Annotated in this window: 26 protein-coding genes; 22 read left to right on the top strand and 4 right to left on the bottom strand. The window is 51.1% G+C overall.

Annotated elements, in window-relative coordinates:
- Nucleotides 1–49 precede the first annotated feature (49 nt).
- From BLT51_RS08365 to BLT51_RS08350, 4 genes are read left to right on the top strand one after another with little or no spacing between them, the layout of a single operon-like run.
- Nucleotides 50–391, top strand: coding sequence for a hypothetical protein (locus BLT51_RS08365; RefSeq protein WP_091282170.1), 342 nt, complete (start codon nt 50–52; stop codon nt 389–391).
- Between the two features lie 37 nt (nt 392–428).
- Nucleotides 429–1,523, top strand: coding sequence for a signal recognition particle-docking protein FtsY (gene ftsY / locus BLT51_RS08360; protein WP_091282167.1), 1,095 nt, complete (start codon nt 429–431; stop codon nt 1,521–1,523).
- A 42-nt stretch (nt 1,524–1,565) separates the two neighbouring features.
- The gene (ffh, locus tag BLT51_RS08355) at nt 1,566–3,119 is read left to right on the top strand and encodes a signal recognition particle protein (RefSeq protein ID WP_091282165.1); all 1,554 of its coding nucleotides are present in this window, start codon (nt 1,566–1,568) and stop codon (nt 3,117–3,119) included.
- Between the two features lie 9 nt (nt 3,120–3,128).
- Nucleotides 3,129–4,196, top strand: a complete 1,068-nt coding sequence (locus BLT51_RS08350; RefSeq protein WP_157672977.1) for an amidohydrolase family protein — start codon at nt 3,129–3,131, stop codon at nt 4,194–4,196.
- Nucleotides 4,197–4,279: 83 nt separating this feature from the next.
- On the opposite strand, the gene BLT51_RS08345 is transcribed toward BLT51_RS08350, so the two are convergent.
- Both BLT51_RS08345 and BLT51_RS08340 read right to left on the bottom strand, forming a co-directional pair.
- Entirely contained in the window at nt 4,280–4,669 is a 390-nt protein-coding gene (locus tag BLT51_RS08345) for a hypothetical protein (protein WP_091282161.1), read from the bottom strand.
- Nucleotides 4,670–4,751: 82 nt separating this feature from the next.
- Nucleotides 4,752–5,687 (bottom strand): cation diffusion facilitator family transporter, encoded by a 936-nt coding sequence (locus BLT51_RS08340; protein ID WP_091282159.1) that lies wholly within the window; start codon nt 5,685–5,687, stop codon nt 4,752–4,754.
- Between the two features lie 282 nt (nt 5,688–5,969).
- On the opposite strand from BLT51_RS08340, the gene rpsP reads away from it, so the two are divergent.
- From rpsP to BLT51_RS08280, 12 genes are all read left to right on the top strand, one after another.
- Nucleotides 5,970–6,416 (top strand): 30S ribosomal protein S16, encoded by a 447-nt coding sequence (gene rpsP / locus BLT51_RS08335; protein WP_091282157.1) that lies wholly within the window; start codon nt 5,970–5,972, stop codon nt 6,414–6,416.
- Nucleotides 6,416–6,652 carry an RNA-binding protein gene (locus tag BLT51_RS08330; protein ID WP_091282155.1) on the top strand — a complete coding sequence of 79 codons (237 nt, stop codon included), beginning with the start codon at nt 6,416–6,418 and terminating at the stop codon, nt 6,650–6,652. The genes rpsP and BLT51_RS08330 overlap by 1 nt, the downstream gene beginning before the upstream one ends.
- A gap of 63 nt (nt 6,653–6,715) precedes the next feature.
- Nucleotides 6,716–7,237, top strand: coding sequence for a ribosome maturation factor RimM (rimM, locus tag BLT51_RS08325; protein ID WP_091282152.1), 522 nt, complete (start codon nt 6,716–6,718; stop codon nt 7,235–7,237).
- Nucleotides 7,237–8,571, top strand: a complete 1,335-nt coding sequence (trmD, locus tag BLT51_RS08320) for a tRNA (guanosine(37)-N1)-methyltransferase TrmD (protein WP_091282148.1) — start codon at nt 7,237–7,239, stop codon at nt 8,569–8,571. Before rimM ends, trmD begins: the two co-directional genes overlap by 1 nt.
- Nucleotides 8,572–8,702: 131 nt before the next feature.
- On the top strand, nt 8,703–9,056 hold the full coding sequence (gene rplS / locus BLT51_RS08315) for a 50S ribosomal protein L19 (RefSeq protein ID WP_231700089.1): 354 nt from the start codon (nt 8,703–8,705) through the stop codon (nt 9,054–9,056).
- A 148-nt stretch (nt 9,057–9,204) separates the two neighbouring features.
- Nucleotides 9,205–10,035 (top strand): signal peptidase I, encoded by an 831-nt coding sequence (gene lepB / locus BLT51_RS08310; protein ID WP_091282141.1) that lies wholly within the window; start codon nt 9,205–9,207, stop codon nt 10,033–10,035.
- A 13-nt stretch (nt 10,036–10,048) separates the two neighbouring features.
- Nucleotides 10,049–10,735, top strand: coding sequence for a ribonuclease HII (locus BLT51_RS08305; protein WP_091282138.1), 687 nt, complete (start codon nt 10,049–10,051; stop codon nt 10,733–10,735).
- Nucleotides 10,728–11,036, top strand: a complete 309-nt coding sequence (locus tag BLT51_RS08300) for a DUF2469 domain-containing protein (RefSeq protein ID WP_091282135.1) — start codon at nt 10,728–10,730, stop codon at nt 11,034–11,036. The genes BLT51_RS08305 and BLT51_RS08300 overlap by 8 nt, the downstream gene beginning before the upstream one ends.
- 95 nt (nt 11,037–11,131) lie before the next feature.
- The gene (locus BLT51_RS08295; protein WP_091282131.1) at nt 11,132–11,503 is read left to right on the top strand and encodes a YraN family protein; all 372 of its coding nucleotides are present in this window, start codon (nt 11,132–11,134) and stop codon (nt 11,501–11,503) included.
- Nucleotides 11,500–13,017, top strand: coding sequence for a YifB family Mg chelatase-like AAA ATPase (locus tag BLT51_RS08290; RefSeq protein WP_091282128.1), 1,518 nt, complete (start codon nt 11,500–11,502; stop codon nt 13,015–13,017). The genes BLT51_RS08295 and BLT51_RS08290 overlap by 4 nt, the downstream gene beginning before the upstream one ends.
- Nucleotides 13,017–14,159, top strand: coding sequence for a DNA-processing protein DprA (dprA, locus tag BLT51_RS08285; protein WP_091282125.1), 1,143 nt, complete (start codon nt 13,017–13,019; stop codon nt 14,157–14,159). The genes BLT51_RS08290 and dprA overlap by 1 nt, the downstream gene beginning before the upstream one ends.
- A 23-nt stretch (nt 14,160–14,182) precedes the next feature.
- The gene (locus tag BLT51_RS08280; protein WP_091282122.1) at nt 14,183–15,109 is read left to right on the top strand and encodes a tyrosine recombinase XerC; all 927 of its coding nucleotides are present in this window, start codon (nt 14,183–14,185) and stop codon (nt 15,107–15,109) included.
- Between the two features lie 71 nt (nt 15,110–15,180).
- On the opposite strand, the gene BLT51_RS08275 is transcribed toward BLT51_RS08280, so the two are convergent.
- Nucleotides 15,181–15,768, bottom strand: coding sequence for a M23 family metallopeptidase (locus tag BLT51_RS08275; protein WP_091282119.1), 588 nt, complete (start codon nt 15,766–15,768; stop codon nt 15,181–15,183).
- 388 nt (nt 15,769–16,156) lie between these two features.
- Between BLT51_RS08275 and rpsB the strand changes: the two genes are divergently transcribed.
- The 6 genes from rpsB (at nt 16,157) to BLT51_RS08245 (ending at nt 21,508) form a co-directional block, all read left to right on the top strand.
- A complete protein-coding gene (gene rpsB, locus BLT51_RS08270) occupies nt 16,157–16,987 on the top strand; it encodes a 30S ribosomal protein S2 (protein ID WP_091282116.1) in 831 nt (276 codons plus the stop codon).
- 29 nt (nt 16,988–17,016) lie between these two features.
- A complete protein-coding gene (gene tsf / locus BLT51_RS08265) occupies nt 17,017–17,886 on the top strand; it encodes a translation elongation factor Ts (protein WP_091282111.1) in 870 nt (289 codons plus the stop codon).
- 360 nt (nt 17,887–18,246) lie between these two features.
- Nucleotides 18,247–19,008, top strand: coding sequence for an electron transfer flavoprotein subunit beta/FixA family protein (locus BLT51_RS08260; RefSeq protein ID WP_091282106.1), 762 nt, complete (start codon nt 18,247–18,249; stop codon nt 19,006–19,008).
- 12 nt (nt 19,009–19,020) lie between these two features.
- Nucleotides 19,021–19,893: an electron transfer flavoprotein subunit alpha/FixB family protein gene (locus BLT51_RS08255; RefSeq protein WP_091282102.1), complete on the top strand. Its 873-nt coding sequence runs from the start codon at nt 19,021–19,023 to the stop codon at nt 19,891–19,893.
- 11 nt (nt 19,894–19,904) lie between these two features.
- Nucleotides 19,905–21,206: an FAD-dependent oxidoreductase gene (locus BLT51_RS08250; protein ID WP_091282099.1), complete on the top strand. Its 1,302-nt coding sequence runs from the start codon at nt 19,905–19,907 to the stop codon at nt 21,204–21,206.
- Nucleotides 21,203–21,508, top strand: a complete 306-nt coding sequence (locus BLT51_RS08245; RefSeq protein ID WP_091282096.1) for a ferredoxin family protein — start codon at nt 21,203–21,205, stop codon at nt 21,506–21,508. The genes BLT51_RS08250 and BLT51_RS08245 overlap by 4 nt, the downstream gene beginning before the upstream one ends.
- Here the strand turns inward: BLT51_RS08245 and BLT51_RS08240 are convergent.
- Nucleotides 21,489–23,036: an MFS transporter gene (locus BLT51_RS08240; RefSeq protein ID WP_091282093.1), complete on the bottom strand. Its 1,548-nt coding sequence runs from the start codon at nt 23,034–23,036 to the stop codon at nt 21,489–21,491. The two genes, BLT51_RS08245 and BLT51_RS08240, sit on opposite strands and share 20 nt — an antisense overlap.
- Between the last annotated feature and the right edge of the window lie 85 nt (nt 23,037–23,121).

Below are 23,121 nucleotides of genomic sequence, written 5' to 3'. Positions count from 1 at the left end.
ATAGCGTGCCCTGTATCCATTCCTAACTTGGTGAAGGCACACTAAGAGTGTGTGGTTACCGTTGATTGTTGTGTGTGTAATGTCTGTATTTGCTATCGGTGTTATCTGGCTGATAGCTTCGTGGCGTCGTCCTGAAAAGGGCTTCGTTGGATACTATGTTGATGCTGTTAAAGCGATGCGAGCAGACCGGCTCGATACTGAACAGTTTGCCATCGAGCATCATGACGTCTCTATCAATGATGTGTTTTCCACGTTTGCGCCGTATGAAGGTGACGCGTATTTGACACCGGAAGAGCTCAATGCTGCGGTGAGTGAATTGGCATCAAACCCTGGTGTGGAAAGGGTTAAAAAGGTAGCAGATATGTTAAAGAAGGAAAATCACGCCGCCTAAAGTTTATTTTTCTTCCATTGTGCGGGAAGATTAGCATGTGTCTTCTTTAACTTATCTTGTCATTATTGTTTCCCTACTAGCTTTTGTTGCGCTTGGTGGGGTGGTCGCGTTCATCAAAACACGCCAGTCTGATCAGCTTCCGCCTGCCCAACAAACACCGTTACTTCCTGTCGAAGAAGAGGTAGCACCAACTCCGGATACCAGCTCACCGGCGCAGGAAGTCCCAGAATCAGTGCCGTCGCGTATGCAACGCTTACGGGCACGTTTGGCACATTCGGGTGGGCTCGGCCAGGCATTGCTTGGAATCCTTTCTCGTGGTGACCTATCGCCAGCAGATTGGGAAGAACTAGAAGAAACCTTGTTGATGGCTGATGTTGGCTTAGATGCCACCACTGAGATTCTCGATAACTTGCGTACCGCAGTGAAAGTTACTGGCCCGGAGGCCGATACCCGGCAACTATTGCGTGACGAATTATTGAAGGCCGTCAATGTGGAGATGGATCGTTCGCTCGCACTAACGAACAAACCAGCTACCATTTTGATGGTTGGTGTTAATGGCACTGGTAAAACTACAACCACTGGTAAACTCGCTCGTCTTCTTGTTGCCCAAGAGCACACTGTGCTTTTAGGAGCAGCAGATACATTCCGTGCGGCCGCAGCCGATCAGCTCTGCACTTGGGGCGAACGCGTTGGGGTAGAGGTAGTTCGCTCCGATCGTGAAGGCGCAGATCCAGCCTCGGTAGCATTTGATGCGGTTAAGCAGGGAGCCGATACCGACGTCGACGTCGTCATCGTTGATACTGCTGGGCGTCTCCAAAATAAAGCAGGGCTTATGGATGAGCTCGGTAAAATCAAGCGTGTTATGGAAAAAACTGTGCCTACTGGCGAAGTCCTCCTCGTCCTAGACGCAACTACTGGTCAAAATGGCATGCGCCAGGCCGAAGTCTTTGCTCAAGCTGCCGGAATTACTGGTATCGTCTTGTCCAAGCTTGACGGTACTGCAAAAGGTGGAATCGTTATTTCAGTCCAGCGTGCGCTTGGCGTCCCAGTGAAGTTTGTTGGTCTGGGCGAGGGCGCGGATGATTTCGCTCCGTTCGATCCAGAAAACTTCGTCGATTCGCTACTATCCTAAAACCCCTATCGTTCCCGATTAATCCCTGTCGAAAGGTCTGTCATGTTCAACTCCCTCTCTGATCGTATTACCGGTTCCTTGCGGAATCTTCGCAAGCGCGGTCGGTTATCCGAGCAGGATGTCGAGGCAGTAATTTCCGATATTCGCCGCGCGTTATTGGATGCCGACGTGGCTTTGCCGGTTGTCCGTACTTTTACGGCGGCCGTTCGGGAAAAGGCTGTGGGTGCTGTTGCTTCGCAGGCACTCAACCCGGCACAACAAGTTGTCAAGATCGTTAATGAAGAGCTTATTGCGGTACTCGGTGGGGAAAGTCGGGAGCTGAATTGGGCTACCGGGAATCGTCCAACAGTCATTATGCTGGCCGGCTTGCAAGGTGCTGGTAAAACCACATTGGCAGGAAAGCTGGGTCGGTGGCTACGCGAAAGTGGCAAGCGCCCGTTGCTGGTTGCATCTGATCTGCAGCGGCCAAACGCCGTGCAACAGCTGACGGTTGTTGCTGGTCAAGCTGGTGTTGAAGTATGGGCACCGCAGCCAGGTAATGGAATCGGTGATCCGGTTCAGGTAGCTCGCTCAGGTGTAGCGCACGCCCAAGAAAATGGCTTCGACGTGGTTGTGGTTGATACTGCAGGTCGTTTGGGCATCGATGAAGAAATGATGGCCCAGGCTCGCAATATTCGCGACGCGGTAACTCCGGATGAAATCTTGTTTGTGCTGGACGCGATGATTGGTCAGGACGCAGTGACGACGTCGTTGGCTTTCCGCGACGGCGTTGGATTCACAGGTGTTGTTCTCTCGAAGCTCGACGGCGATGCCCGCGGTGGTGCGGCGCTTTCAGTGCGTGGCGTTACCGGTCAACCAGTACTCTTTGCATCTACTGGTGAGAAACTTGATGCGTTTGAGCGGTTCCATGCTGATCGGATGGCATCTCGTATCCTCGATATGGGTGACATTCTCACTCTTATTGAACAGGCGGAACGTACCTGGAATGAGGAAGAAGCTGCCGACTTAGCCGCTAAGATGGCAGGCGGCGATTTTACTCTTGACGATTTCTTGGCGCAGCTTAACCAGATGCGCAAGATGGGGTCGATGAAAAAAATCATGGGCATGCTCCCGGGTATGGGACAGTTCCGCGAGGCTATCGAAGGTTTCGACGAGCGCGAGATTGATCGCCAAGAAGCCATCGTGCTCTCCATGACTAAAAAAGAACGTGCCAATCCTAAGATTCTGAATGGTTCTCGGCGTATGCGTATTGCTAAGGGGTCGGGTACATCTGTGCAAGAAGTGAATTCTTTGATGGATCGCTTTGAGCAGGCCAAGAAGATGATGACGCAAATGGCGCGCGGCGGTGGAATCCCTGGCATGCCTGGAATGCCATCGATCCCGGGAATGCCGGGCGGTGGGTATACCAAGAAACAAAATAAGAAAGCTAAGAAGAAGAGCGGCTCGAAGAAAGGCCGTTCCGGTAATCCGGCTAAGCGTCGGCAACAGGAGCTTGAAGCGGCTCGGAAACGGGAAGCGTCCGGAAGCGCTTTTGGCGGACAATCTAGCGCCCAGCCGGACGTGAACCTGGATGATCTGAAGAAGTTTCTGCGATAGGTTTGCTCGTTGGTAAATTATCGGCTGAGCGGTACGCTTCGGGGTACGTCGCATCGTGAGATGTGGATTGTTGACGGACGCATAACGCGGCAAAAACCACAGGGAGCCGTAACCAATATCAACGGCTATGTTTATCCAGGCTTACTTGATGCCCATACCCATCCGGGTGTCAACCGTGATGGACGTTTGCTTGACCGGCGTGAGGTACGTCGTCGGCTAACCGCATTACGCGGATGGGGTGTTACCGCGGTTCGTGATTGCGGTGGGCAGCAAAATCCCAATGGCGATCGCTACGATGGTCTGCCACGTGTGATTCATTGTGGCCAACATATTTCCCGTCCCAAACGGTACACGCGTCACCTAGCTGTTGAAGTTGAACCAACCGGTCTCGTCGGCCAAGCCATAATTGAGTACGAGAAATCTGATGGGTGGATCAAAATCGTGGGCGATTGGATTGATCGTGCAGCGGGCGACAATCGTCCGGTGTGGCCCCAGTCTGCTCTAGCGGATGCTGTGGAAGCAGTTCACGAATGTGGCGGTAAAGTGACCGTTCATTCGTTTTGTACCGAAACTATCGATGATCTTCTTGAAGCTGGAGTTGACGGTATCGAGCACGGCACTGGAATGACGGCTGAGCACCTGCAAGAAGCTGCGCATCGCGGAATTCTGATTACCCCGACCGTCCATCAAATTAGGCGGTTTCCAGAATTTGCTGACGCCGGTTCGCGTTTCCCGATCTATGTGGAACGGATGCGGGGAATGGACCGGAAGCGGCGCGAGCATTTAGAGCTAATGATGGAATCGGGAGTACCTATGCTGATGGGCACGGATACGTCGGAGAACGTTGGTGAACTATCGATGCCACATGAACTTATTGACGCCGTAGCTGATGGTTTCCCGCCAGATTTTGCGATGGCGAATGCGAGTTATGCGGGACGTTCTTGGCTTGGATTGCCAACTTGGGAGGAGGGGGCTCCGGCTGATTTCGTTGTCTACGATAGCGATCCGGAAGTAGATATTACGCAGACGTTGCATCCCGCCTCGGTGTTTATTGATGGGATCCGGTTTCAGGCATAAATAGAACTAAAAAGTGACCGATACTCAAACTATTTCTATGGAAATAGCTGGATAGAGTATCGGTCACTTGGTTTGATTATGGGTTAATGGGATCGGCGTGAATAAAACCCCAACGTCACTAGCCATGTGGCAACGCCAGCGATGCTTAAACCGGTAGAAAGTGGCGTGGAAGTAAGGAAGCGACCCAATGAGGGGTATTCGTCAACGCTCACAAATCCAATACACAAGGCAAGAAGTAAGCAGGCTTCTCCGATCAGAAATAAAACGGCTAGTGCTCGTGATGGAGAATTCCATGAAGATGCCACCAGCAGCATATTCAAGGCGAGTATGCCTACGAAACCTAACATAGCCGCAATGATAAGTGGCAGGAATGGGAATCCTATTCCTGCTATTAGGCGGGAAGCAAAGACAAGATAGAGCAGGGCGGCGAGTAGTAAGCTACCCAGCGACATAAGGGTAAGAGTTTTCTTCATTGAAATTCCGTTCCTTGTTCTAGAGTGCATCGGCTAGAACATACTGATCGTCAACAGTTGATAAATTATACTGTATGACCTTTTACATTTTTTTCAATGGGATATAGCCTTGCGGGATGTCCTTATAAGATTCTGGATCGTTAATCGGTTCGACGTGAACTGTCACCGCCGCGTCTGATAACTGCTGTTGGATTTCACGAACGAGGCTCTCAGCAAAGTCATGGCCTTGTTTGACTGTCCATAAATCCGGGACGAGGGCATCGAATTTGATATAGCGTTCATGCCCGGAAACACGAGTTTGTAAGCCGTGGAAAGAGATGCAGTTCTCTTGGGCGTGTGAATTGAGAATTTCGATGATGACTTGGTTTTCGTCGTCGGGTAATGCGACGTCCATAAGTCCTGCCAGAGCGTCCCGCATAAGGGTGATGCCAACGTAGATAATATTTAACGCAACGCAGATCGCGATAACCGGATCAAGCTGAGACCAGCCCGTGATTGCCACTAGACCAACACCGACGACGACGCCAGCCGAAGTGACGATGTCAGTAAACAGATGTTTTGCGTCTGCAATCAGAGTGGGCGAGGTGTATCTTTTTCCTGCTCTTAACAATATAAAACCGGCTGCAGCGTTAACAGCTGACGCAATGAGAGAAATGATAATTCCGATACCGAGCTGATCAACCTCTACTGGGTGAATCAGCCGGCCAATAGCTGTGAACATAATGAGTGCTGCTGCGCCAAAGATCATTGCGCCTTCGAGGGCAGCAGAAAAATACTCCGCTTTGGACCGGCCGAACGGAAACCGTGAATTTGCGGGCTTTGCGGCGAGCTTCAGAGCCAACAGGGCGACGATGGCGGCAACTAGGTTGACAACGGATTCCATCGCATCTGACAAAAGTGATATCGAACCAGTAACTTCGTACGCAACATATTTCAAACTGATTGTTACAACTGCGGCGCCCACGGATAGCCAGGCGAAAGCAGAAAGATCACGGGAAGACTCTGACGAAAAACTCATAATCCTATTGTGTACAGGATAAGAGTTATTGTGGATGGGAAATTGTGCGTGAAGAATCACAGCCAAGCGAAAAATCAGAGGTGAGCGATGCCACCAGCGGCACGAGTGAAATAAATGGTGTTGGTGTGGGAAATCTGGCAGAATAGTTCGTTGTACTCAGGATGCAATTCGGACCTCTCACCGGGTGAATTCCTCAGTTAGGAACAGTTCGCTGATGCGTGTATTTCCCACCGGATCAGAGTCATGTTCCGCCCAACTATAGAACCAGGAGTGACCACAAAAGTGGCAGTCAAGATTCGTTTAAAGCGCATGGGTAAAATCCGTCAAGCGCAGTACCGTGTTGTTGTCGTCGATTCGCGCAAGAAGCGTGATGGCCGCGTCATCGAAGAAATCGGTTACTACAATCCACATACCGAGCCTTCAACCATCGACATCAATTCTGAGCGCGCTCAGTACTGGATCGGCGTTGGCGCACAGCCATCCGAAGCAGTACTCGCTCAGTTGAAGATCACCGGTGATTGGCAGGTTGCCAAGGGTCTTGAAGGTGGCTCCACCTTGAAGACCGTCGAAAAGGTTGATGCTGAGAAGGCTCGCGAAGAAGCTATCAAGGCTGTTCAGGACGAGGCTGAGAAGCGTCGTGCTGCGAAGGCCAAGGCTCGCGAAGAGGCCGAAGCTAAGGCTGCTGCTGAAGCTGCCGAAGCACCAGCTGAAGAGACCGAGGAAGCCTGATGTTAGCCGAAGCCTTGGAACACCTCGTCCGTGGAATCGTGGATAACCCCGATGATGTCGAGGTCTCTTCCCGAACTAACCGCCGCGGTGAGCTTCTTGAAGTTCGCGTAAACCCGGAGGACTTGGGCCGCGTGATTGGCCGTAATGGTCGCACGGCCAAGGCGTTGCGTTCTGTGATGAGCGCACTGGCAACGAACGGTTCCGTTCGCGTTGATGTGATCGAAACTGATCGCTGATTTTACGTGTAGCAGACCCGCCCTTGGAAAACGAGGGCGGGTCTGTTTATTAGAAAGGTCATCATGCTTTTAACAGTTGCTATTGTCGGTTCTGCTCATGGGCTCAAAGGTGAAGTCAAACTTAATGTACGCACTGATGCGCCGGAACGCCGACTCGTCGTCGGCACAATGTATGAAACAGACCCTGCTGATCTTGGTCCGGTTACAATCGCAAGTGTGCGCTCCTACAAAGGGTCTACGTTCGTCACTTTTGCGGAATATGCAGATCGGACCGGTGCCGAAGCAATGCGCAATGCCAAACTCGTGATCGAGACCGACGAAGATGAAGTCGAAGAAGATGCGTGGTACCCACATGAACTTGTTGGGCTCGAAGCCTTAGACCCGGAAGGGTATGAGCTCGGTGAAGTAACTGGACTCGAACCAGGACCCGCTCATGACTATCTCATTGTCCGTGAGCCAGACGGTCTAATAACTCGTGTGCCATTCGTCAAAGCGATTGTTACTGAAGTAGACCTCGACGATCACTGTGTGATTATTGATGCTCCGGCTGGTCTGTTTTCCGACGACGAGCTGGAGATCGACTGATGCGCATCGACGTCATGACCGTATTCCCGGAATTCTTCGGGGTCCTCGACGTTTCTCTAGTCGGCAAAGCACGTGCTCGTGGATTGATTGATATTGAAGTCCACGATGTACGCGATTGGGCCACAGACGTCCACCGAACTGTGGATGATACGCCATTCGGTGGTGGCGCCGGCATGGTTATGAAGTCAGATATTTGGGGTGCTGCTCTCGATGATGTACGCGCACGTTCCGGTATAGTCGGGCAATGTGTCCTCGCAATCCCAACTCCATCTGGTCATCCGCTCACGCAGCAGCGTTGTTATGAGCTGGCACAGGCAGATCATATGATTATCGCGTGTGGTCGGTACGAAGGAATTGATTCCCGAGTGGCTGAGTATTACGCAAGCCAGCCCGACGTCGTCGTCTATGAATATTCGCTTGGCGACTACGTACTCAATGGCGGTGAGGTAGCTGCTACTGCACTGATCGAAGCCGTCGGACGTTTGGTGCCAGGTATGGTTGGCAACCCAGAATCCTTAGTTGAAGAATCCCATGGCGAAGCCGGTCTGCTGGAATACCCGGTATATACCAGGCCAGCGGAATTTCGAGGGATAGAGGTACCTGAGGTTTTGACGTCCGGAAATCACCAAGCCGTCGCCCGATGGCGCCGGGATCGCGCCCTTGAAAAAACCGCAGTACGCCGGCCGGACATGATCGCACGCGTCAGTAATCTCGACAAGAAAGATTGTGCCCTCTTAGCTCAATACGGATGGATTCGTCCTCGGAAAACGGATGGACCAGTAAAACAGGTGACCGTGCGTTTAGCTGGTGAAGCCGACGTCGAAGCGCTTACCGAACTTGCGCGACGTACCTTCCCAGATAGTCTTGATCGAGATGTGTCCGAAACAAATATCCAGACGCACATAACTCAGCATCTGGATAAAGAAAACGTCCGTTCGTGGATCGCAGATGATACCCAGCTTGTTCTCGTTGCAGAACTGGAACGCGAAATTATCGGATTTTCTCATGCAACGTGGGATACACAGATAACTCATCGTCTAGGAGGTCCGCAAGCATCGGATCTGGTGTACGTTGTAGGAATCTACCTCGATCGATTGTGGCGAGGTAGTGGACTATACGGATTTTTAATGGCAGAAACATTCAACAAGCTCCGTGACTGTTCTGCGGTTCCGAATCATGCAGACGTGTGGACTGCAGTGGCCAACGCTAATCGCCGGGCACAGAAGGCGCTCAAAAAGTCCGGATTCGTGCCTTTCGGGGAACGTACCAGCAATGTTGGTGACGCGAATAATAGTGAAGTCACTTTAGTGCGGCCACTCAATCTGGCAGAATAAGAAACGCTTGCTATAACGCGTACACCAGAGCCTGCCGCAGGGGGTGGTGTACGAGGCAAGATAAATGCACATACGAACGGGGGTAACCCCGGAAAGCATTCTGACCTGCGCGCAGAATGGTTGAGAGAATCATGGATTTTCTAAAGAAGATTGCTGAATCCCAGCTCACTGAGCGCCCAGACTTCCGCGCTGGCGATACCGTCAAGGTTAACGTCAAGGTTGTCGAAGGAAACCGTCACCGTATCCAGGTCTTCCAAGGCCTAGTTATCGCTCGTAAGGGCGGCACTGGTGTCAACGGGACATTCACCGTTCGCAAGTCATCGTTTGGCGTTGGTGTGGAGCGTACGTTCCCACTTCACTCCCCGAATGTTGACTCCATCGAGGTCGTGACCCGTGGTGATGTCCGCCGGGCTAAGCTGTACTACCTGCGCAATTTGCACGGTAAGGCAGCTAAGATCAAGGAGAAGCGTACCGACGCTCGCTGATCGTATTTGTAAGAAATGTCCCGGCTATATGTCGGGGCATTTCTGTATTGTGATGGAACTGATACGTGACGCGCGGTAGTTGACCTACGCACAACCAAGGCTGCTTATGTAGGCTTGAAGAGTCGTAAAATTATACGTCAGGAGAAAAATGACATCGGATACCGGTGAAGAGATCGAAGCCGAGCGCTACGCTCCGGCTCCTGACGTGATGCCACCAACTATCGAACCGGTGTCGCTTGATGAAGCGCGGGCTCAACGTTTACGAATTGTTATCCCAGCGGATAAAAAACCGGTATCTCTTGGCCGCAGATTTTTCTCGTCAATTCTTGAAATTGGTACTATTGTGGCGATTGCACTGTTATTCTCAGTGCTACTAAAAACATTTTTTCTGCAGGCTTTTGAGATCCCGTCCGGTTCTATGGAGGACACCATCATCATTGATGATAGGGTTGTGGTCAATAAACTTGCCAAAAGCGCTGATGATCTTAACCGCGGTGACATCGTAGTGTTCCGGGATCCAGGGCAATGGTTAGCCAACACCCACGTACCTGAACCTTCCGGGTGGCAAGCTGGCATCCAAAAAGTAGGCGAAGCAGTCGGACTTATGCCAAAGAATGCCGGAAGCCACCTGATTAAACGGCTTATAGGTTTACCGGGAGACCACGTCTCATGTTGTGATGACAAAGGACGCATGATGGTCAATGGGCATAGCCTCGATGAAACTTATATTAAACCCGGGGTAGCGCCTTCTGACGAGACCTTTGACGTGCGAGTCCCGCGTGGACACGTGTGGGTCATGGGAGATAACCGTTCTGATTCGAGTGATTCGCGGTATCACCAACGAGTTGACGGGTCGGGTTTTGTGCCGATTCGAAATATAGAAGGGCGCGCTTGGTTGCGTATTTTGCCAATTTCTCGGTTTGGAACATTGCCGGATGTATCGAAAGTATTTGAAGGCGTTCCTGAACCACAACGGTGATTGGGTAGTGTGAATGTTACGTCCTGATCGTGTTGTTGAAAAAGAACTGCTAAAAACGCTGAAACCCGGAGCATTTTTGGCGGGCGTAGATGAAGTAGGGCGCGGTGCCATTGCTGGTCCAGCAAGTGTAGGTATTGCTCTTGTTAATCTCCAGACGAAGGATGCCTTCCCGGAAAATTTGCGGGATTCTAAGTTGCTATCGCCGCGAGCGCGTGAAAACCTGATTGAACCGGTGTCATCGTGGGTAAGTGTCCATGCAGTTGGACATGCGAGCGCTAATGACGTTAATGATTTTGGAATTATCGGTGCACTGCGGATCGCTGCGAGCCACGCACTAGCACAACTAACCCAGTACGATATTGGTGGAATACTCCTCGACGGTAGTCACGACTGGTGGACATCGGACGGGCTATTCGATGCCGGTTGCACGCTACCAGCATTGCCGGTGCACATGGAAGTAAAAGGCGACGCGCGTTGCGCCGTCGTGGCGGCAGCGAGTGTATTAGCTAAGGTGGAACGTGATGCGATTATGGTTCAGGCTGCTCAGAATTTTCCTGAGTACGGTTTTGAACGTAACAAAGGCTATGCTTCAGCACAACATATCGCTGGTTTAGCAGAACATGGGCCGTGCGATTTTCATCGGACAGCGTGGAAACTCCCTGGTGTGAGCTCAACGATTGGACAGGCAAATAATGAGTGAATTGGAAAACTTTGAGGCAGACGCTGAGTTGGCGTTGTACCGCGAGTATCGTGAAGTAGTTAATCTATTCCGGTTTGTTGTTGAAACTGAGCGACGGTTCTATTTGGCGAACGACGTCGATGTGAAGGTTCGCGCCTCGGCCTCTGGTGATATTTTCTTTGAAGTGATGTTGAAAGATGCATGGGTCTGGGATATTTACCGGCCATCTCGGTTTATTCGCGAGGCTCGTGTCGTAACGTTTAAAGATGTCAATGTTGAAGAGCTGAATAAGCCAGATATTACGCATGAACTGGCAATGTGATATCCGGTTTTTCCACAAGATCATTTAGCTAAACTTTTCTCCACAGATTTATTTTTTCTCGTTGGCCGCGATGCCGCATTTGTTTTCATTAACTTATGGAAACACTAAATAATCGGCAGTCGTTGGGTGCCTGGGGAGAAGAAACTGCTTCGCGCTATGTGCAGTCCCGCGGCTGGGCCGTCTTAGACCGCAACTGGCGTAGTCCCGCGGGCGAATTAGATATTGTTGCATATGATCCAGCGCGTGACGCGCTCGTAGCAATCGAAGTTAAGACCCGGCGTTGTATACGCTACGGAGCTCCAGAAGAAGCCGTTACCGGCCAGAAAATAGAACGAATTCGGCGAGCCTTCGGGCACTGGCAACATATTCAACGTCGGCGCGCTGCTCGGATAGCGATTGACGTTATCGCAATTACGGCGAGAACCGTTGACGATTTTCGACTTAACCACATTCGGAATGTCGCATGAGTATCGGTATTGTCGGGCGCGCGATGAGCATGACTTTGATCGGAATCAGTGCTCAACCGGTACTTATTGAGGCAGTTATTCTTCCCGGGCTGCCACGGTGCTCCATCGTCGGCTTACCTGATACTGCAGTGAACGAAGCACGGGAACGCTTGCGCGCAAGTTTTTCTCAGGTCGGTCTGCCCTGGCCACAAGAACGGTTGACAATAAATTTATCGCCCGGTGCACTGCCAAAGACGGGCACCGGGTTAGATCTTGGCCTAGCTATCGCGATCTTATGTGCCCAAGGCTATAGGCCATTAACTAAGCGCGCGATGGCTATCGGAGAACTAGGACTAGACGGAAGTGTGCGTCCGGTTCCAGGAGTTCTGCCCAGCGTCGTGGCCGCAAAAGAAAACGGCTTGAAAACAGTACTTGTTCCACAAGAAAACGCGCATGAGGCACAACTGGTTGATGGGGTGAACATTGTGCCAGTAGCTGGCCTCGCCCAAATCGCACAATGGATGGAAACGGGTATCACGCAATTTGATAGTCCAGGCAAGAACTCGTTAGCATTGCCTACAAAAATGCCCGATCAGCGACTTGATATGGCTGAGGTATACGGTCAAGAATCAGCACTAATTGCTACTGAAGTCGCCGTAGCTGGGGGACACCATATGTTGATGCTGGGTTCACCGGGTGTCGGAAAATCGATGATTGCCCAACGGATACCAACTGTTATGCCGGATCTATCAGCTGATGAAGCGATAGAGGTAGCTATTATTCAATCTGTTCAGGGTCAAAGTTGCACGGCACTAAATTTCCGGCCACCGTTAGCGAGTCCGCACCATACCACTTCGGTAGCTGCTCTTATTGGTGGCGGAAGTACTATTGCCCGTCCAGGAGCAATAACTGCGGCTCACAATGGAATCCTCTTTTGCGACGAATTTGCTGAGTTTTCACCACGTGCCATCCAAGCTTTGCGAGAACCACTCGAAACAGGGTATATCGACATCGCACGCAGCTCTGCCAGGGTTCGTTTTCCCGCGCGGTTTCAGCTCATAGCTGCCGCTAACCCGTGCAAATGCGGGAAAGCTCTTGACGGTCCAGGAGCCTGCCAGTGTAGTTCGCGCGACTTACGTAGTTACCAATCTCGGTTAGGTGGGCCGGTGCGGGACCGGATCGACGTCGTTATATCTCTTAACCGTCCCACAAAAGCTGATCTCAACATGGGAAGCACGACGACGAGTGCCCGCATGCGAGCAAAAATAGAGTGTGCTCAGCAACGGCAATATGAGCGACAAAACGGCCGAAACAGCCAGCTCAGTGGTTCGTGGTTGCGGGAGCACACGACATTGAGCAACGCTATTTCGGCGTTGTTCGATAACAGGTTACGTATGGGCCAGCTGTCTATGCGCGGGATGGACCGAATTTTGAAACTAGCGTGGTCCGTTGCCGATATTAACGAACATGCGCATCCCACTGATGACGATGTGGCATTAGCTTTCTCCCTGCGAACGAATATTGAGGAGACATAATGGGTAATGAACATAGTGCTGCTCAAGCGTGGAGCTATCTATGCGAAGGTGGCCATCCACTCGCGTACGCACTTATCGAAGCTACTTCATATGAGCAGGCATTGTCGTGGGTAAAAGAATACGGTACCCACAGTCAGCTGAGCGATGAAATCGAAGAAGCTATACAACGCAGCGGCGCTCGCGGTGATTACGTGCAAAGAACGATGCAAGCATGGCAGTTACGGTTAGCGTCGTATCAAGAAATGAGTACGTTTACGATGAAACGCATGGGCATCAGTTTTTTGATACCCGGTGATAAACAGTGGCCGTTCTCTTTAGACGATCTCAGCGCTCCAGTTTTTGGGCTGTGGATTCGCGGAGATGTTGACGTTCTTTCGCGTCCGGCTATTTCGCTCGTTGGATCACGTGCGGCTAGTTCCTACGGAAAAAGAATCGCCCGAAATTTGGCCTGCGATCTTTCTGATACCCACATTATTGTCTCTGGCGGAGCTTTTGGAATCGATGCGCAAGCTCATCTGGGTGCCTTACACAATGGGAAACAGACCGTCATAGTATCGGCTGGCGGCGTGGATAGACCGTATCCACTCGCACATTCAGATCTTTTTAATGCAACGATAGCTCGAGGAGCCATCCTGTCTGAATCTCCGCCAGGAGCAGCACCACAACGGCATCGTTTTTTATCTCGGAATCGGATTATCGCAGCATTAGGTTCTGGAACAGTGGTAGTGGAGGCCCCTAGCAGGTCGGGTGCATTATCTACTGCGCGTCATGCAATTGACTGCGGTCGGCCCGTAGGTGCGTGTCCAGGATTAGTGGATACTCCGGTTGCCGACGGTTGTCATCTTTTGATCCGTAACGGGGCAACGCTAATTCGTAATAGCGCAGATGTGCGCGAACTCGTCTCTTGGCAACAGTTAACGCTTTCCACAGGTGAAGGAGAAGATATTTTCCAGATGCCTGATGACGGCTTTGACAAGATCTTGGAGCAGGTTTGGGAGGCAATTCCACTCACTTGTGCAGCAACGGCGTCCTCGATTGCTCGTGTTGCTGGGGTGAGTGAGAGAGAAGCTCTGGTGAAACTTGCTCGATTAGAGCTATTAGGCCGGGCGCGCAACGTGCCTACGGGGTGGAGGCGAGTATGAACTCCTAGGCTAGAATAGAAAGCATGACTGCGGAGCTACCACAAGCATTAGAGAATATCCTTGCTCGATATAGCCGAGAAATTAGTTTGCGGCGTGGTCTGTCCGATCATACATGCCGCGCATATCTTGCCGAAGCACGATCGCTTTTGGAGTTCTTACATCAGCAGTCGGACAACGCTGCGGTAGCTATTGGGGAACTTGACATTCGTGATTTGCGTTCTTGGTTGGCATATCGCCAACAATCTGGACACGCTCGTTCTTCGATAGCGCGGCATTCTGCCGCAGTGCGCACTTTTACTGCATGGATGTTGAAAGCCGGAATAATTGATCACGATCCGGGGGCACAGCTTAAAGCTCCGCGAGCAGCAAATGAGTTACCACATGTGTTATCTGTTGCCCAGGCGCGTGAACTACTCCGAGTAGCTCATGAGAATACACAATCGGGAGATCCGATTGCTATTCGGGATGCTGCAATTTTTGAACTGCTCTATGCCACAGCAATTCGAATAAGCGAGTTAGTTGGAATCAATATTGGCGATATCTCTCCGGATAATTCCATACGAGTGCTGGGTAAAGGCAACAAAGAGAGGGTGGTGCCTTTTGGACGGCCAGCCCGCACAGCTCTCATGGCATGGTTGAGCGTGCGTTCGTCCCTTTTAGGGAACAACGCTCAGGATCCGGCTTTGTTTATTGGGGTGCGCGGGAAGCGAATAGACCCGCGTGTTGTTCGAAAATCGCTCAACCAGCTGACGATCCAAGCAAATCTTCCAGAAATTACGCCACATGATTTACGGCACTCGGCCGCCACGCATTTACTTGACGGCGGATCAGATTTACGAGCTGTGCAAGAAATACTCGGGCATTCGTCAATCGGGACAACGCAGCGCTATACGCATGTTAGTACAGAACGTCTGCGAGCAGCATTTGGACAAGCCCACCCGCGCGCATAGGGATAGCAGCCACCATGTCATCTTTGATAGGCCGGTAAATCTATGCAGATATCGGAGAACACCAAGGATTGTTATTCCAATAAGACGATAGGACCTTCTAATAAAGATAACGGATTGAGGTAATGATTCTTTCCTTGTTTCGCTCCCCAATGTAGACACGACGAGGGAGCACAATGAGTGCCGTCCACGGTTCCGATGATTTCATGCCGTTGTACCCGCTGTCCTTTAACAACTGCTGGGATTACTGGCTCATAAGTAGTCCGGATACCGTCGTCGTGAAGAATCGATATAACCTGCCGGTCATTAAGAACTCCAGAATAGATGATTGTTCCTGCTGCCGGAGCGTATATTGGTTTTCCTTGGGTAATGTCGAGATCAACTCCGCGATGCCCGGGCAGCCAATTATACTTGCCAACGCTAAACGGCTGTAAAACTCTAACCGGCTGGCCAGTTGGCCAATCGTAACGATGCCTGATGGGAACTTGTCGCACATGGGACTGGTTGCTGGATGGAAACGAGTGACTCGTGATCTCGCTGGTCACTATGTCCGTGCGTTCTAAAGCTGAATCTGGCGAATGCGTAAAGACAGCAGGAACTATGAAACTTGTGGCCAGCACGGCACAAGAAACACAAGCTTTTGCAACAGTTGATCTAAACATAGTGACAGTATGCGCGAAAACATTGATTGGGAATGGTTGATAATGGAAGTTGTGGAAAACAGGAGAAATCTGGTTCTATGTGGATAATTATTCGCTGCTCAGAAAATAGCGAATAGAATCGAACAAGTTGTCTAGAAGCGCTCGCGAAAAGCAGAAAATGTCACCAATCCCACGTCTTATCTCCAACAAGACGTTAGCTGTAAATGAGGAGCGTCAGGTAAACTTAGAAAGGCTACAAGTGTAGCTAATTCGCGCGTGTGTTCACCGTAAGGTCTCTTCTGCTTCGGTGCTTATGTTGTAGAAGGTGGCACGCCAGGGTTTATCGGTAATCCCGCCGATATACATTAACCGTATCTATGCGTGTTTTCACGCCTGAGAAAGGACGACCATGGCAGTCGTTTCTATGCGCCAGCTGCTTGAAGCTGGTGTCCACTTCGGTCATCAGACCCGCCGTTGGAACCCAAAGATGAAGCGTTTCATTCTTACCGAACGCAACGGCATTTACATCATCGATCTTCGCAAAACTGTTGAAGACATTAACTCTACCTACGATTTCGTTAAGGAAACTGTTGCTCACGGTGGCAACATCCTCTTCGTTGGTACTAAGCGCCAAGCACAGCAGCCAATTCGCGAGCAGGCTGAGCGCGTCGGTATGCCATACGTGAACGAGCGTTGGTTGGGTGGTATGCTGACGAACTTTGCCACCGTTTCATCCCGTATTCAGCGTCTCAAGGAACTTGAACTAATTGATTTCGACGACGTCGCTGGCTCAAAGTTCACCAAGAAAGAACTTTTGATGATGCGCCGCGAGAAGGAAAAGCTGGAGCGTACCCTCGGTGGTATTCGCGACATGCCAAAGGTTCCTTCCGCTATTTGGATCGTTGATACCAATAAGGAGCACTTGGCTGTTGCTGAAGCCAAGAAGCTCAACATTCCTGTTGTTGCTGTTCTTGACACCAACTGTGATCCAGATGTTGTCGACTACGGCATTCCTGGAAACGATGACGCTATTCGCTCCATCGAAATCCTCACCCGTGTTGTTGCTGACGCTGTTGCTGAAGGTCTTCTTGCCCGTAATGGCGGTAAGAATGCCGCTGAAGAACCAATGCCAGAGTGGGAGCGCGAAATGCTCGCTTCCGACAAGGCGGAGGAAGAAGCTCCAGTCGCTGAAGCTGAAGCAACCACCGAAGAGTCCGCTTCCGAAACAACTGAAGCCTGATTTGGGTTTATAAAGGAAGGTATATTTACATGGCAAATTACTCTGTCGCTGATATTAAGGCTCTTCGTGAGAAGACTGGTGCCGGAATGCTCGACGTTAAGAAAGCGCTAGCTGATGCTGAAGGCGATACCGCCAAGGCTGAAGAGTTGCTTCGTCTCAAGGGCTTGAAGGTCGCTGCAAAGCGCGAAGGTCGCACCGCAAGTGCAGGTCTCGTTCTGTCCAAGATCGTTGACTCCGCTGACGGCCAGACCGGTTACATCATCGAAGTTAACTCCGAAACTGACTTCGTTGCAAAGAACGAAAAGTTCATTGCTTTCGCTGAGGAACTGCTTGAAGCTGCTGTTGCTGCTAAGGCTGCTTCCGTAGATGCGTTGCTCGAAGCTCCACTGGCTGAAGGTACTGTCAAGGATCGTATCGACAACTTCACCGGTGTTATCGGCGAGAAGCTTGCTGTTGGTTCTCTCGAGACCCTTTCTGGCGAGCATATCGAATCTTACATGCACCGCACCGCAACCGATCTGCCACCTCAGGTTGCAGTTCTCATTGCAACTGACGAAGCTGGCACCAAGGTTGCTCATGATGTTGCTGTTCACATAGCAGCAATGAACCCACAGTATCTCAACGAAGAAGCAGTTCCAGCTGAGATCGTGGAAAACGAGCGCCGCATTGCAACCGATATCACGGTTGCTGAAGGTAAGCCAGAAAAGGCTATCGCAAAGATCGTTGAAGGACGTCTCAAGGGCTTCTTCAAGCAGATCACGCTAGTTGATCAGCCATTTGCTCGTGATCCGAAGCTTTCTGTTGGTCAAGTTGTTGAGGCTGCTGGCGGCAAGGTAACCGGCTTCAAGCGCGTTCGCGTAGGTGAGGCTGCAGCTGCTGCTGACGCTGCCGCTCAGTGAGCACAGCTTAAGTACATAACTTAAGAATGTAAGGGCGAGGTTCTTTTGAACCTCGCCCTTACTGTTTGTGGGTAGTCGAGATTGTCGAGGTCGGCAGTGGAGAAACTCGGCAATAGTGCAAACCGAGAGCATATATGCCTCGGTTTGCACTATTGCCGTGATTAGCGGACGGTATCACGTGTAGCACCCCCCCATTCTGGCATCGAAGAACGGTTTAGTTTCAGTAGTGGTGTAGTGACCAGACTTCGTTTGGGACAGCAACTGTTTAGCGACTAATCCCACCACACTTCTAGCGCATGCGATTACGCAAAGCGTATAGAATTATGATGGTTTAAACCCGCAATTCATAGGAGTGTGTTCATGAGTGTAGTTGTTGCATACAAATACACCACAAACCCACAAGATGCTCGAGTAGCAGCTGATGGTACGGTGGACTGGTCACGTGCAAAACCTGCAATGAGCGATTATGATCCAGTGGCGGCCCAAGTCGGCAAAGCCTTAGCCGCGGATCTAGGAACAGAATCTATCGGCATCAGTGTTGGGGCAGCAGCTATTGGCGGATCCATGGCTCGGAAAAATGCTATGTCTAAAGGCTTTTCTCGCGGTCTGATCCTTGCTGATGATGCGGCGCAAGATCTCAACCCTACTCAATATGCTCAGCTACTTTCACAACTAGTCGCGCGTATCGGAGACGCAACGATAGTCATTACTGGTGATGCATCAATTGATAACGGAGCCTCAATGACTTCAGCGATACTTGGCGGTTATCTTGGCTGGCCGGTATTCCAACAAGTAGAGAAAATTGAACCTCTCGACGGCGGCTATCGCCTTACTCAGCAGGTTGCTGGTGGAACTCGCACGGTAGATGTTTCTGGTTCTGTTGTTGTGGCAGTTACATCAGATGCGGCACGTGTCCCGGCACCGTCGATGAAGGAAATTCTGGCTGCAGGTAAAACTCCGGTCGAGGTACTGACGCTGGCAGATGTTGAGCCGGCTCCAGCTGGTGTGCGACCTGTTGCGCACCAAAAACCAGCCGAGCGTGAGCGTAAACGAACAATTTTTGCCGGTCCAGATGCAGTAAATGAACTTGTTTCTGTGCTCCGTGCAGATGGCGTGCTCTAAGGAAGGAACAAAATGTCAACTACATGGATTGTTACCACCACTGGCGCTATTTCTGATCTCGTTGCTTTAGGTAAAAACCGCGGCGATACTATTACTGCCGTCGTAGTCGGTGATGCGGCTGTTGCTGATGTCGATTCAGTGATTCGAATTCCGCAACAAGCAGGTCAACCAGCTGAAGTTCTAGCTCCGGCAGTTAGCGCTGCTGTTACCGCTGGTATTGATGATGTCATTTTGACTGCTGATCTACCTGCTGAACGTGTCCTCGCAGGGGCTGTGGCAGCAAAGTTGAACGCCCCTGTTCTTGTGAGCGTTCGTCAGCTTGGCACCGGCACTGCGCAGGTTGCTCGTTTCGGCGCTATTACACTAGAAACAGTCGAATTTACGGGTCCGGTTGTGGCGCTATATGATGGCGGGGCGGAGCTTACCGGACCAGCTGGTGATGAGGCGACCGTGGATTGTGCAGGTTATTCGGCGCAGGTGATCGCGGAGGATATTAGTGATACGCCGCGAGTAGATATTTCTCGTGCGGAGCGTGTGGTGTGCGCCGGTCGCGGATTTGAAAACAAAGAGGATCTCCAACTCGCTCAGGATTTGGCGGATGTTCTTGGCGCCGAAATGGGCGTTTCCCGCCCGCTTGCCGAAGGCTATGGTTGGGTGCGCCGTGACAACTATATTGGTATTTCGGGACAAATTATTGCTCCCGAGCTTTACATTGCTGTTGGTATCTCAGGCCAGATCCACCACACTGCAGGTGTCACGGACTCCCAAACAATCGTGGCTATCAACAATGATGAGCTCGCAACAATGTTTGATTTTGCAGATTATGGCATTGTCGGTGACCTGTATCAAGTATTGCCGGAATTGACTGCGGCATTGCAGAAATGAGCTAAAATCCTGTGAGCATTGACTACGATTTTGACGTTATAGTGGTGGGCGCTGGTATTGCTGGTCTTACTACTGCTTATTTGTTAGCTCAGGACGGCCACGAAGTATTGTTAGCGGAGCGCGGCAATGAACCAGGAGAGAAAAACCTTTCCGGTGGCGTGTTCTATTCGCGTGTCATGGATGAGATTTTTCCGGATTTTTCGCAGGTAGCTCCGATAGAACGTCGCATCACACGCAATGTCTTGACGCTCCTTAACGCTGATTCTGCGGTTTCGATGGATTATTGGGATGCGCGTTTAGCACAACCAACGAATGCGGTGTCGATCTTGCGTGCCAAACTTGATCCGTGGCTTGCTGAGCAGGCAGAAGAAGCTGGCGTGACTGTTATGAGCGGCGTCAAAGTGGACGAGCTTGTGAAAAGTGAGTCGGGCGCAGTTTGTGGTATCCGTGCTGGCGAAGATGTTTTGCATGCCAAAATCGTAGTCTTGGCAGATGGCGTTCATTCGTTTTTAGCTTGCGCTGCAGGTTTGCGAGCGAAGCCTGCTCCGCAGACGCTGGGCGTTGGTGTGAAATCAGTGGTGCGTCTTGGCACCGATGTGGTTTCGGAGCGTTTCCACGCGGGGGATGACGACGGCGTGGCGTACGCATTGGTTGGCGACGCAACTCGTGGTGTTCCGGGCGGAGCATTTATGTACACGAACAAGGATTCCGTGAGTGTAGGTATTGTTGTCAATGCTCAGGATCTTGCCGAATCTGGGCATGATGTTGTGGAGCTACATGATCATTTGATTAGCCATCCGTTTATTCAGCCGCTGCTGGCTGGTGGTGAGTTGCTAGAGTATGGTACTCATATGGTGGCCGAGGGTGGTCAGGCTATGGTTGGTCGGATTGCTTTTGATGGTGCAGTTATTGTTGGTGACGCTGCTGGTTTTACAATTAACAATGGTTTTGCGATTCGTGGAATGGATTTGGCTGCGGAATCAGCACGGTGTGCTGCTCGCGCAGTGCATGAGTCTTTAGAAGCAGAGGATTATTCTGTTACTCGATTGCAAGCTTATGAGCGCAATGTTGCTGCCTCGTGGCTAGGCCAGGATATGGCGACGTTCCGTCATGCTCCTGACTTTTTGGCGTCGACGCCACAGATGTACGGCGAGATTGGTCAGTATGCGGCTGATGTGCTTCACGGGGTGTATCACATGGATCAGACTCCACGTAAACGCATTGTTCCATTGGCATTAGCAAAGTTAAAGGCTTCTAAGCTGAGCATCTGGAATCTAGTCAAGATCGCCCGGAAGATGAAGAAGGCGCTATGACGCAGAGTGAAAACTTTTCCTTGCCTCCGCTTAATCGCCGGTTAGCAGGCAACTCGTATATGACTGACGATGAGGCTTCGCATATCGAGGTTCATCAAGAAGAATTAGCTGCCAGTGGTTTCGCGGATACGCTTATCCGTATTTGTCCGGCACGAGTGTATTCGAAGAACCCTGATGGAACTGTGGCTGCTGAATATGCGGCATGCTTGGAGTGTGGTACGTGTTTAGCACTAGCTCCAGCCGGCACGTTGAGCTGGCATTACCCGAATTCTGGGATGGGGATCAGCTATCGTGAAGGCTAGTACGTTGCTGATGGACCATAATCGACGCAACGGTGAGGGTGAGCGAAGCTAGGAAAACAACGAGTCCTAGTGCGAGGAGCATTCCTAGTAGCCAGTTGGGTTCGCCTGTTGTTAATCTTTGTCCTGCGAAGAAGACTGCGGTCACCATTGCGATGCTGATAGCAGTAGCTATGCGCTGGCCTGTTTGCAAAAAGCCACCGGCAGTCCCGCCGTGTGCATGGGGCACGTCCATCATTGTTATTGTTTGGTTTGCTGAACCGAAGGCTCCGAAAGCGAATCCTTGGAATGCGAGGGGAATGGTTGCCCACCAGAAACTAGCACCATGTTCGATTCCCCAGACGACGCCGGCCAGCCCAATGGCGCTGGCAACGATGATGACGGCACATAATACTTGAATTGCTGCACCGTGTTTGACGGCGTGTCGTCCACCCCACATCGCTCCAAACGCTGACAATACGGCGTTGGGCAAGGTAAGTAGCCCGACGCTCAGGGCTATAGCGCCTACTCCGTTTTGGAGGTAGATTGCGACGATGGCCATAACAGCCGGTCCGGCCAAGAAGAATAATGAACCAGTGAGTGTACCGAGCGCATAGCTTGGGATTTTGAGAAGCACAAGATCCATCATGGGGTAGTGTCCGCGCTCTTTGTAGCGTTTCTCCCAGCGCACCCAGAAAGCAGTCAGCGCTAGTCCTGCTGGTAAAAATGTCCATATCCATGGCGTGGTTCGAACCATAAAAGGAAGCATGATAAATAGGACGCTTACCGAAAGCAGGGAAGCTCCGATGGGGTCAATATCAATTTTGCCCCGTCGTTCAATAACCTTATGTCCGGCAGCGCGCTCACGACGTAGGAATTCTGCTTGCACTTGTTGACGGTGAGGCCCCACGGTTCGTCGCTCTTTACCGAAGGGTAACCATTTGATAGCCAATAACAATCCGATTATTCCGAGCGGTACGTTGACTAAGAATCCACCTCGCCAGCCGAGGTCATTGCCGAGCCATCCGATTAAGACCCCAGACAGGATGGGACCGATTGCCACGGATAAGGAGACGACTAACCCGAACAGTGCAAAGGCTTTGGCGCGTGCCTGACCTTCGAAATATTGCAAGATGAGCCCAGTAGTTTGGGGCGAGAGAATTCCGGCGCCAATCCCTTGTAATACTCTAAAAATATTGAGTACGACGATATGTGTGGATAACCCACAAGCAAGAGACATAGTAGTGAACAATGTGAGTCCGACGACGAACAGCGATGAGCGTCCTAAGATGTCACCTAATCGTCCGGCAGGAACAAGAACAATTCCGATAGCTAGAGCATAACCAGATAATACCCACTGTAGACCAGAGTCGGTGGAGTGGAGCGCCTCGCGTAGAGCTGGCAGTGCGTTGTTCACTGAGCTCACCTGTACTAATGCCATCATCAGAGGCACAAGGAGTACAGCTAGAAGCTGGCGTTTATCGTATATACGTGGGGAACCGGGCACAGCGAAAGCGTGCTCGGTTGGAATCGATCTTGCGTTCTTCTTCATTCGTGTTCTCTCAGTCTAAGAAGGTACGGATCGATAGTAGTCCTTTTCATTTTCAACTAATGCGTGCTGGGTCATAATATTGTAG

It is taken from the genome of Arcanobacterium phocae (assembly GCF_900105865.1).
GTDB classification, from domain to species: Bacteria; Actinomycetota; Actinomycetes; order Actinomycetales; family Actinomycetaceae; genus Arcanobacterium; species Arcanobacterium phocae.
Note: the sequence above shows the minus strand (reverse complement) of the source record. Positions and strands in the feature narration are given on the sequence as shown.

Bases quoted from the DNA above. Each gene is read 5' to 3' on its own strand.
- dprA (WP_091282125.1), top strand. From the start codon at position 13,017: ATGGGTAATGAACATAGTGCTGCTCAAGCGTGGAGCTATCTATGCGAA.
- BLT51_RS08290 (WP_091282128.1), top strand. From the start codon at position 11,500: ATGAGTATCGGTATTGTCGGGCGCGCGATGAGCATGACTTTGATCGGA.
- BLT51_RS08305 (WP_091282138.1), top strand. From the start codon at position 10,049: ATGTTACGTCCTGATCGTGTTGTTGAAAAAGAACTGCTAAAAACGCTG.
- BLT51_RS08340 (WP_091282159.1), bottom strand. From the start codon at position 5,687: ATGAGTTTTTCGTCAGAGTCTTCCCGTGATCTTTCTGCTTTCGCCTGG.
- BLT51_RS08345 (WP_091282161.1), bottom strand. From the start codon at position 4,669: ATGAAGAAAACTCTTACCCTTATGTCGCTGGGTAGCTTACTACTCGCC.
- BLT51_RS08260 (WP_091282106.1), top strand. From the start codon at position 18,247: ATGAGTGTAGTTGTTGCATACAAATACACCACAAACCCACAAGATGCT.
- BLT51_RS08275 (WP_091282119.1), bottom strand. From the start codon at position 15,768: ATGTTTAGATCAACTGTTGCAAAAGCTTGTGTTTCTTGTGCCGTGCTG.
- rplS (WP_231700089.1), top strand. From the start codon at position 8,703: ATGGATTTTCTAAAGAAGATTGCTGAATCCCAGCTCACTGAGCGCCCA.
- BLT51_RS08300 (WP_091282135.1), top strand. From the start codon at position 10,728: ATGAGTGAATTGGAAAACTTTGAGGCAGACGCTGAGTTGGCGTTGTAC.
- tsf (WP_091282111.1), top strand. From the start codon at position 17,017: ATGGCAAATTACTCTGTCGCTGATATTAAGGCTCTTCGTGAGAAGACT.
- BLT51_RS08280 (WP_091282122.1), top strand. From the start codon at position 14,183: ATGACTGCGGAGCTACCACAAGCATTAGAGAATATCCTTGCTCGATAT.
- trmD (WP_091282148.1), top strand. From the start codon at position 7,237: ATGCGCATCGACGTCATGACCGTATTCCCGGAATTCTTCGGGGTCCTC.
- BLT51_RS08240 (WP_091282093.1), bottom strand. From the start codon at position 23,036: ATGAAGAAGAACGCAAGATCGATTCCAACCGAGCACGCTTTCGCTGTG.
- rpsB (WP_091282116.1), top strand. From the start codon at position 16,157: ATGGCAGTCGTTTCTATGCGCCAGCTGCTTGAAGCTGGTGTCCACTTC.
- rimM (WP_091282152.1), top strand. From the start codon at position 6,716: ATGCTTTTAACAGTTGCTATTGTCGGTTCTGCTCATGGGCTCAAAGGT.
- lepB (WP_091282141.1), top strand. From the start codon at position 9,205: ATGACATCGGATACCGGTGAAGAGATCGAAGCCGAGCGCTACGCTCCG.
- BLT51_RS08255 (WP_091282102.1), top strand. From the start codon at position 19,021: ATGTCAACTACATGGATTGTTACCACCACTGGCGCTATTTCTGATCTC.
- BLT51_RS08330 (WP_091282155.1), top strand. From the start codon at position 6,416: ATGTTAGCCGAAGCCTTGGAACACCTCGTCCGTGGAATCGTGGATAAC.
- ffh (WP_091282165.1), top strand. From the start codon at position 1,566: ATGTTCAACTCCCTCTCTGATCGTATTACCGGTTCCTTGCGGAATCTT.
- BLT51_RS08295 (WP_091282131.1), top strand. From the start codon at position 11,132: ATGGAAACACTAAATAATCGGCAGTCGTTGGGTGCCTGGGGAGAAGAA.
- BLT51_RS08245 (WP_091282096.1), top strand. From the start codon at position 21,203: ATGACGCAGAGTGAAAACTTTTCCTTGCCTCCGCTTAATCGCCGGTTA.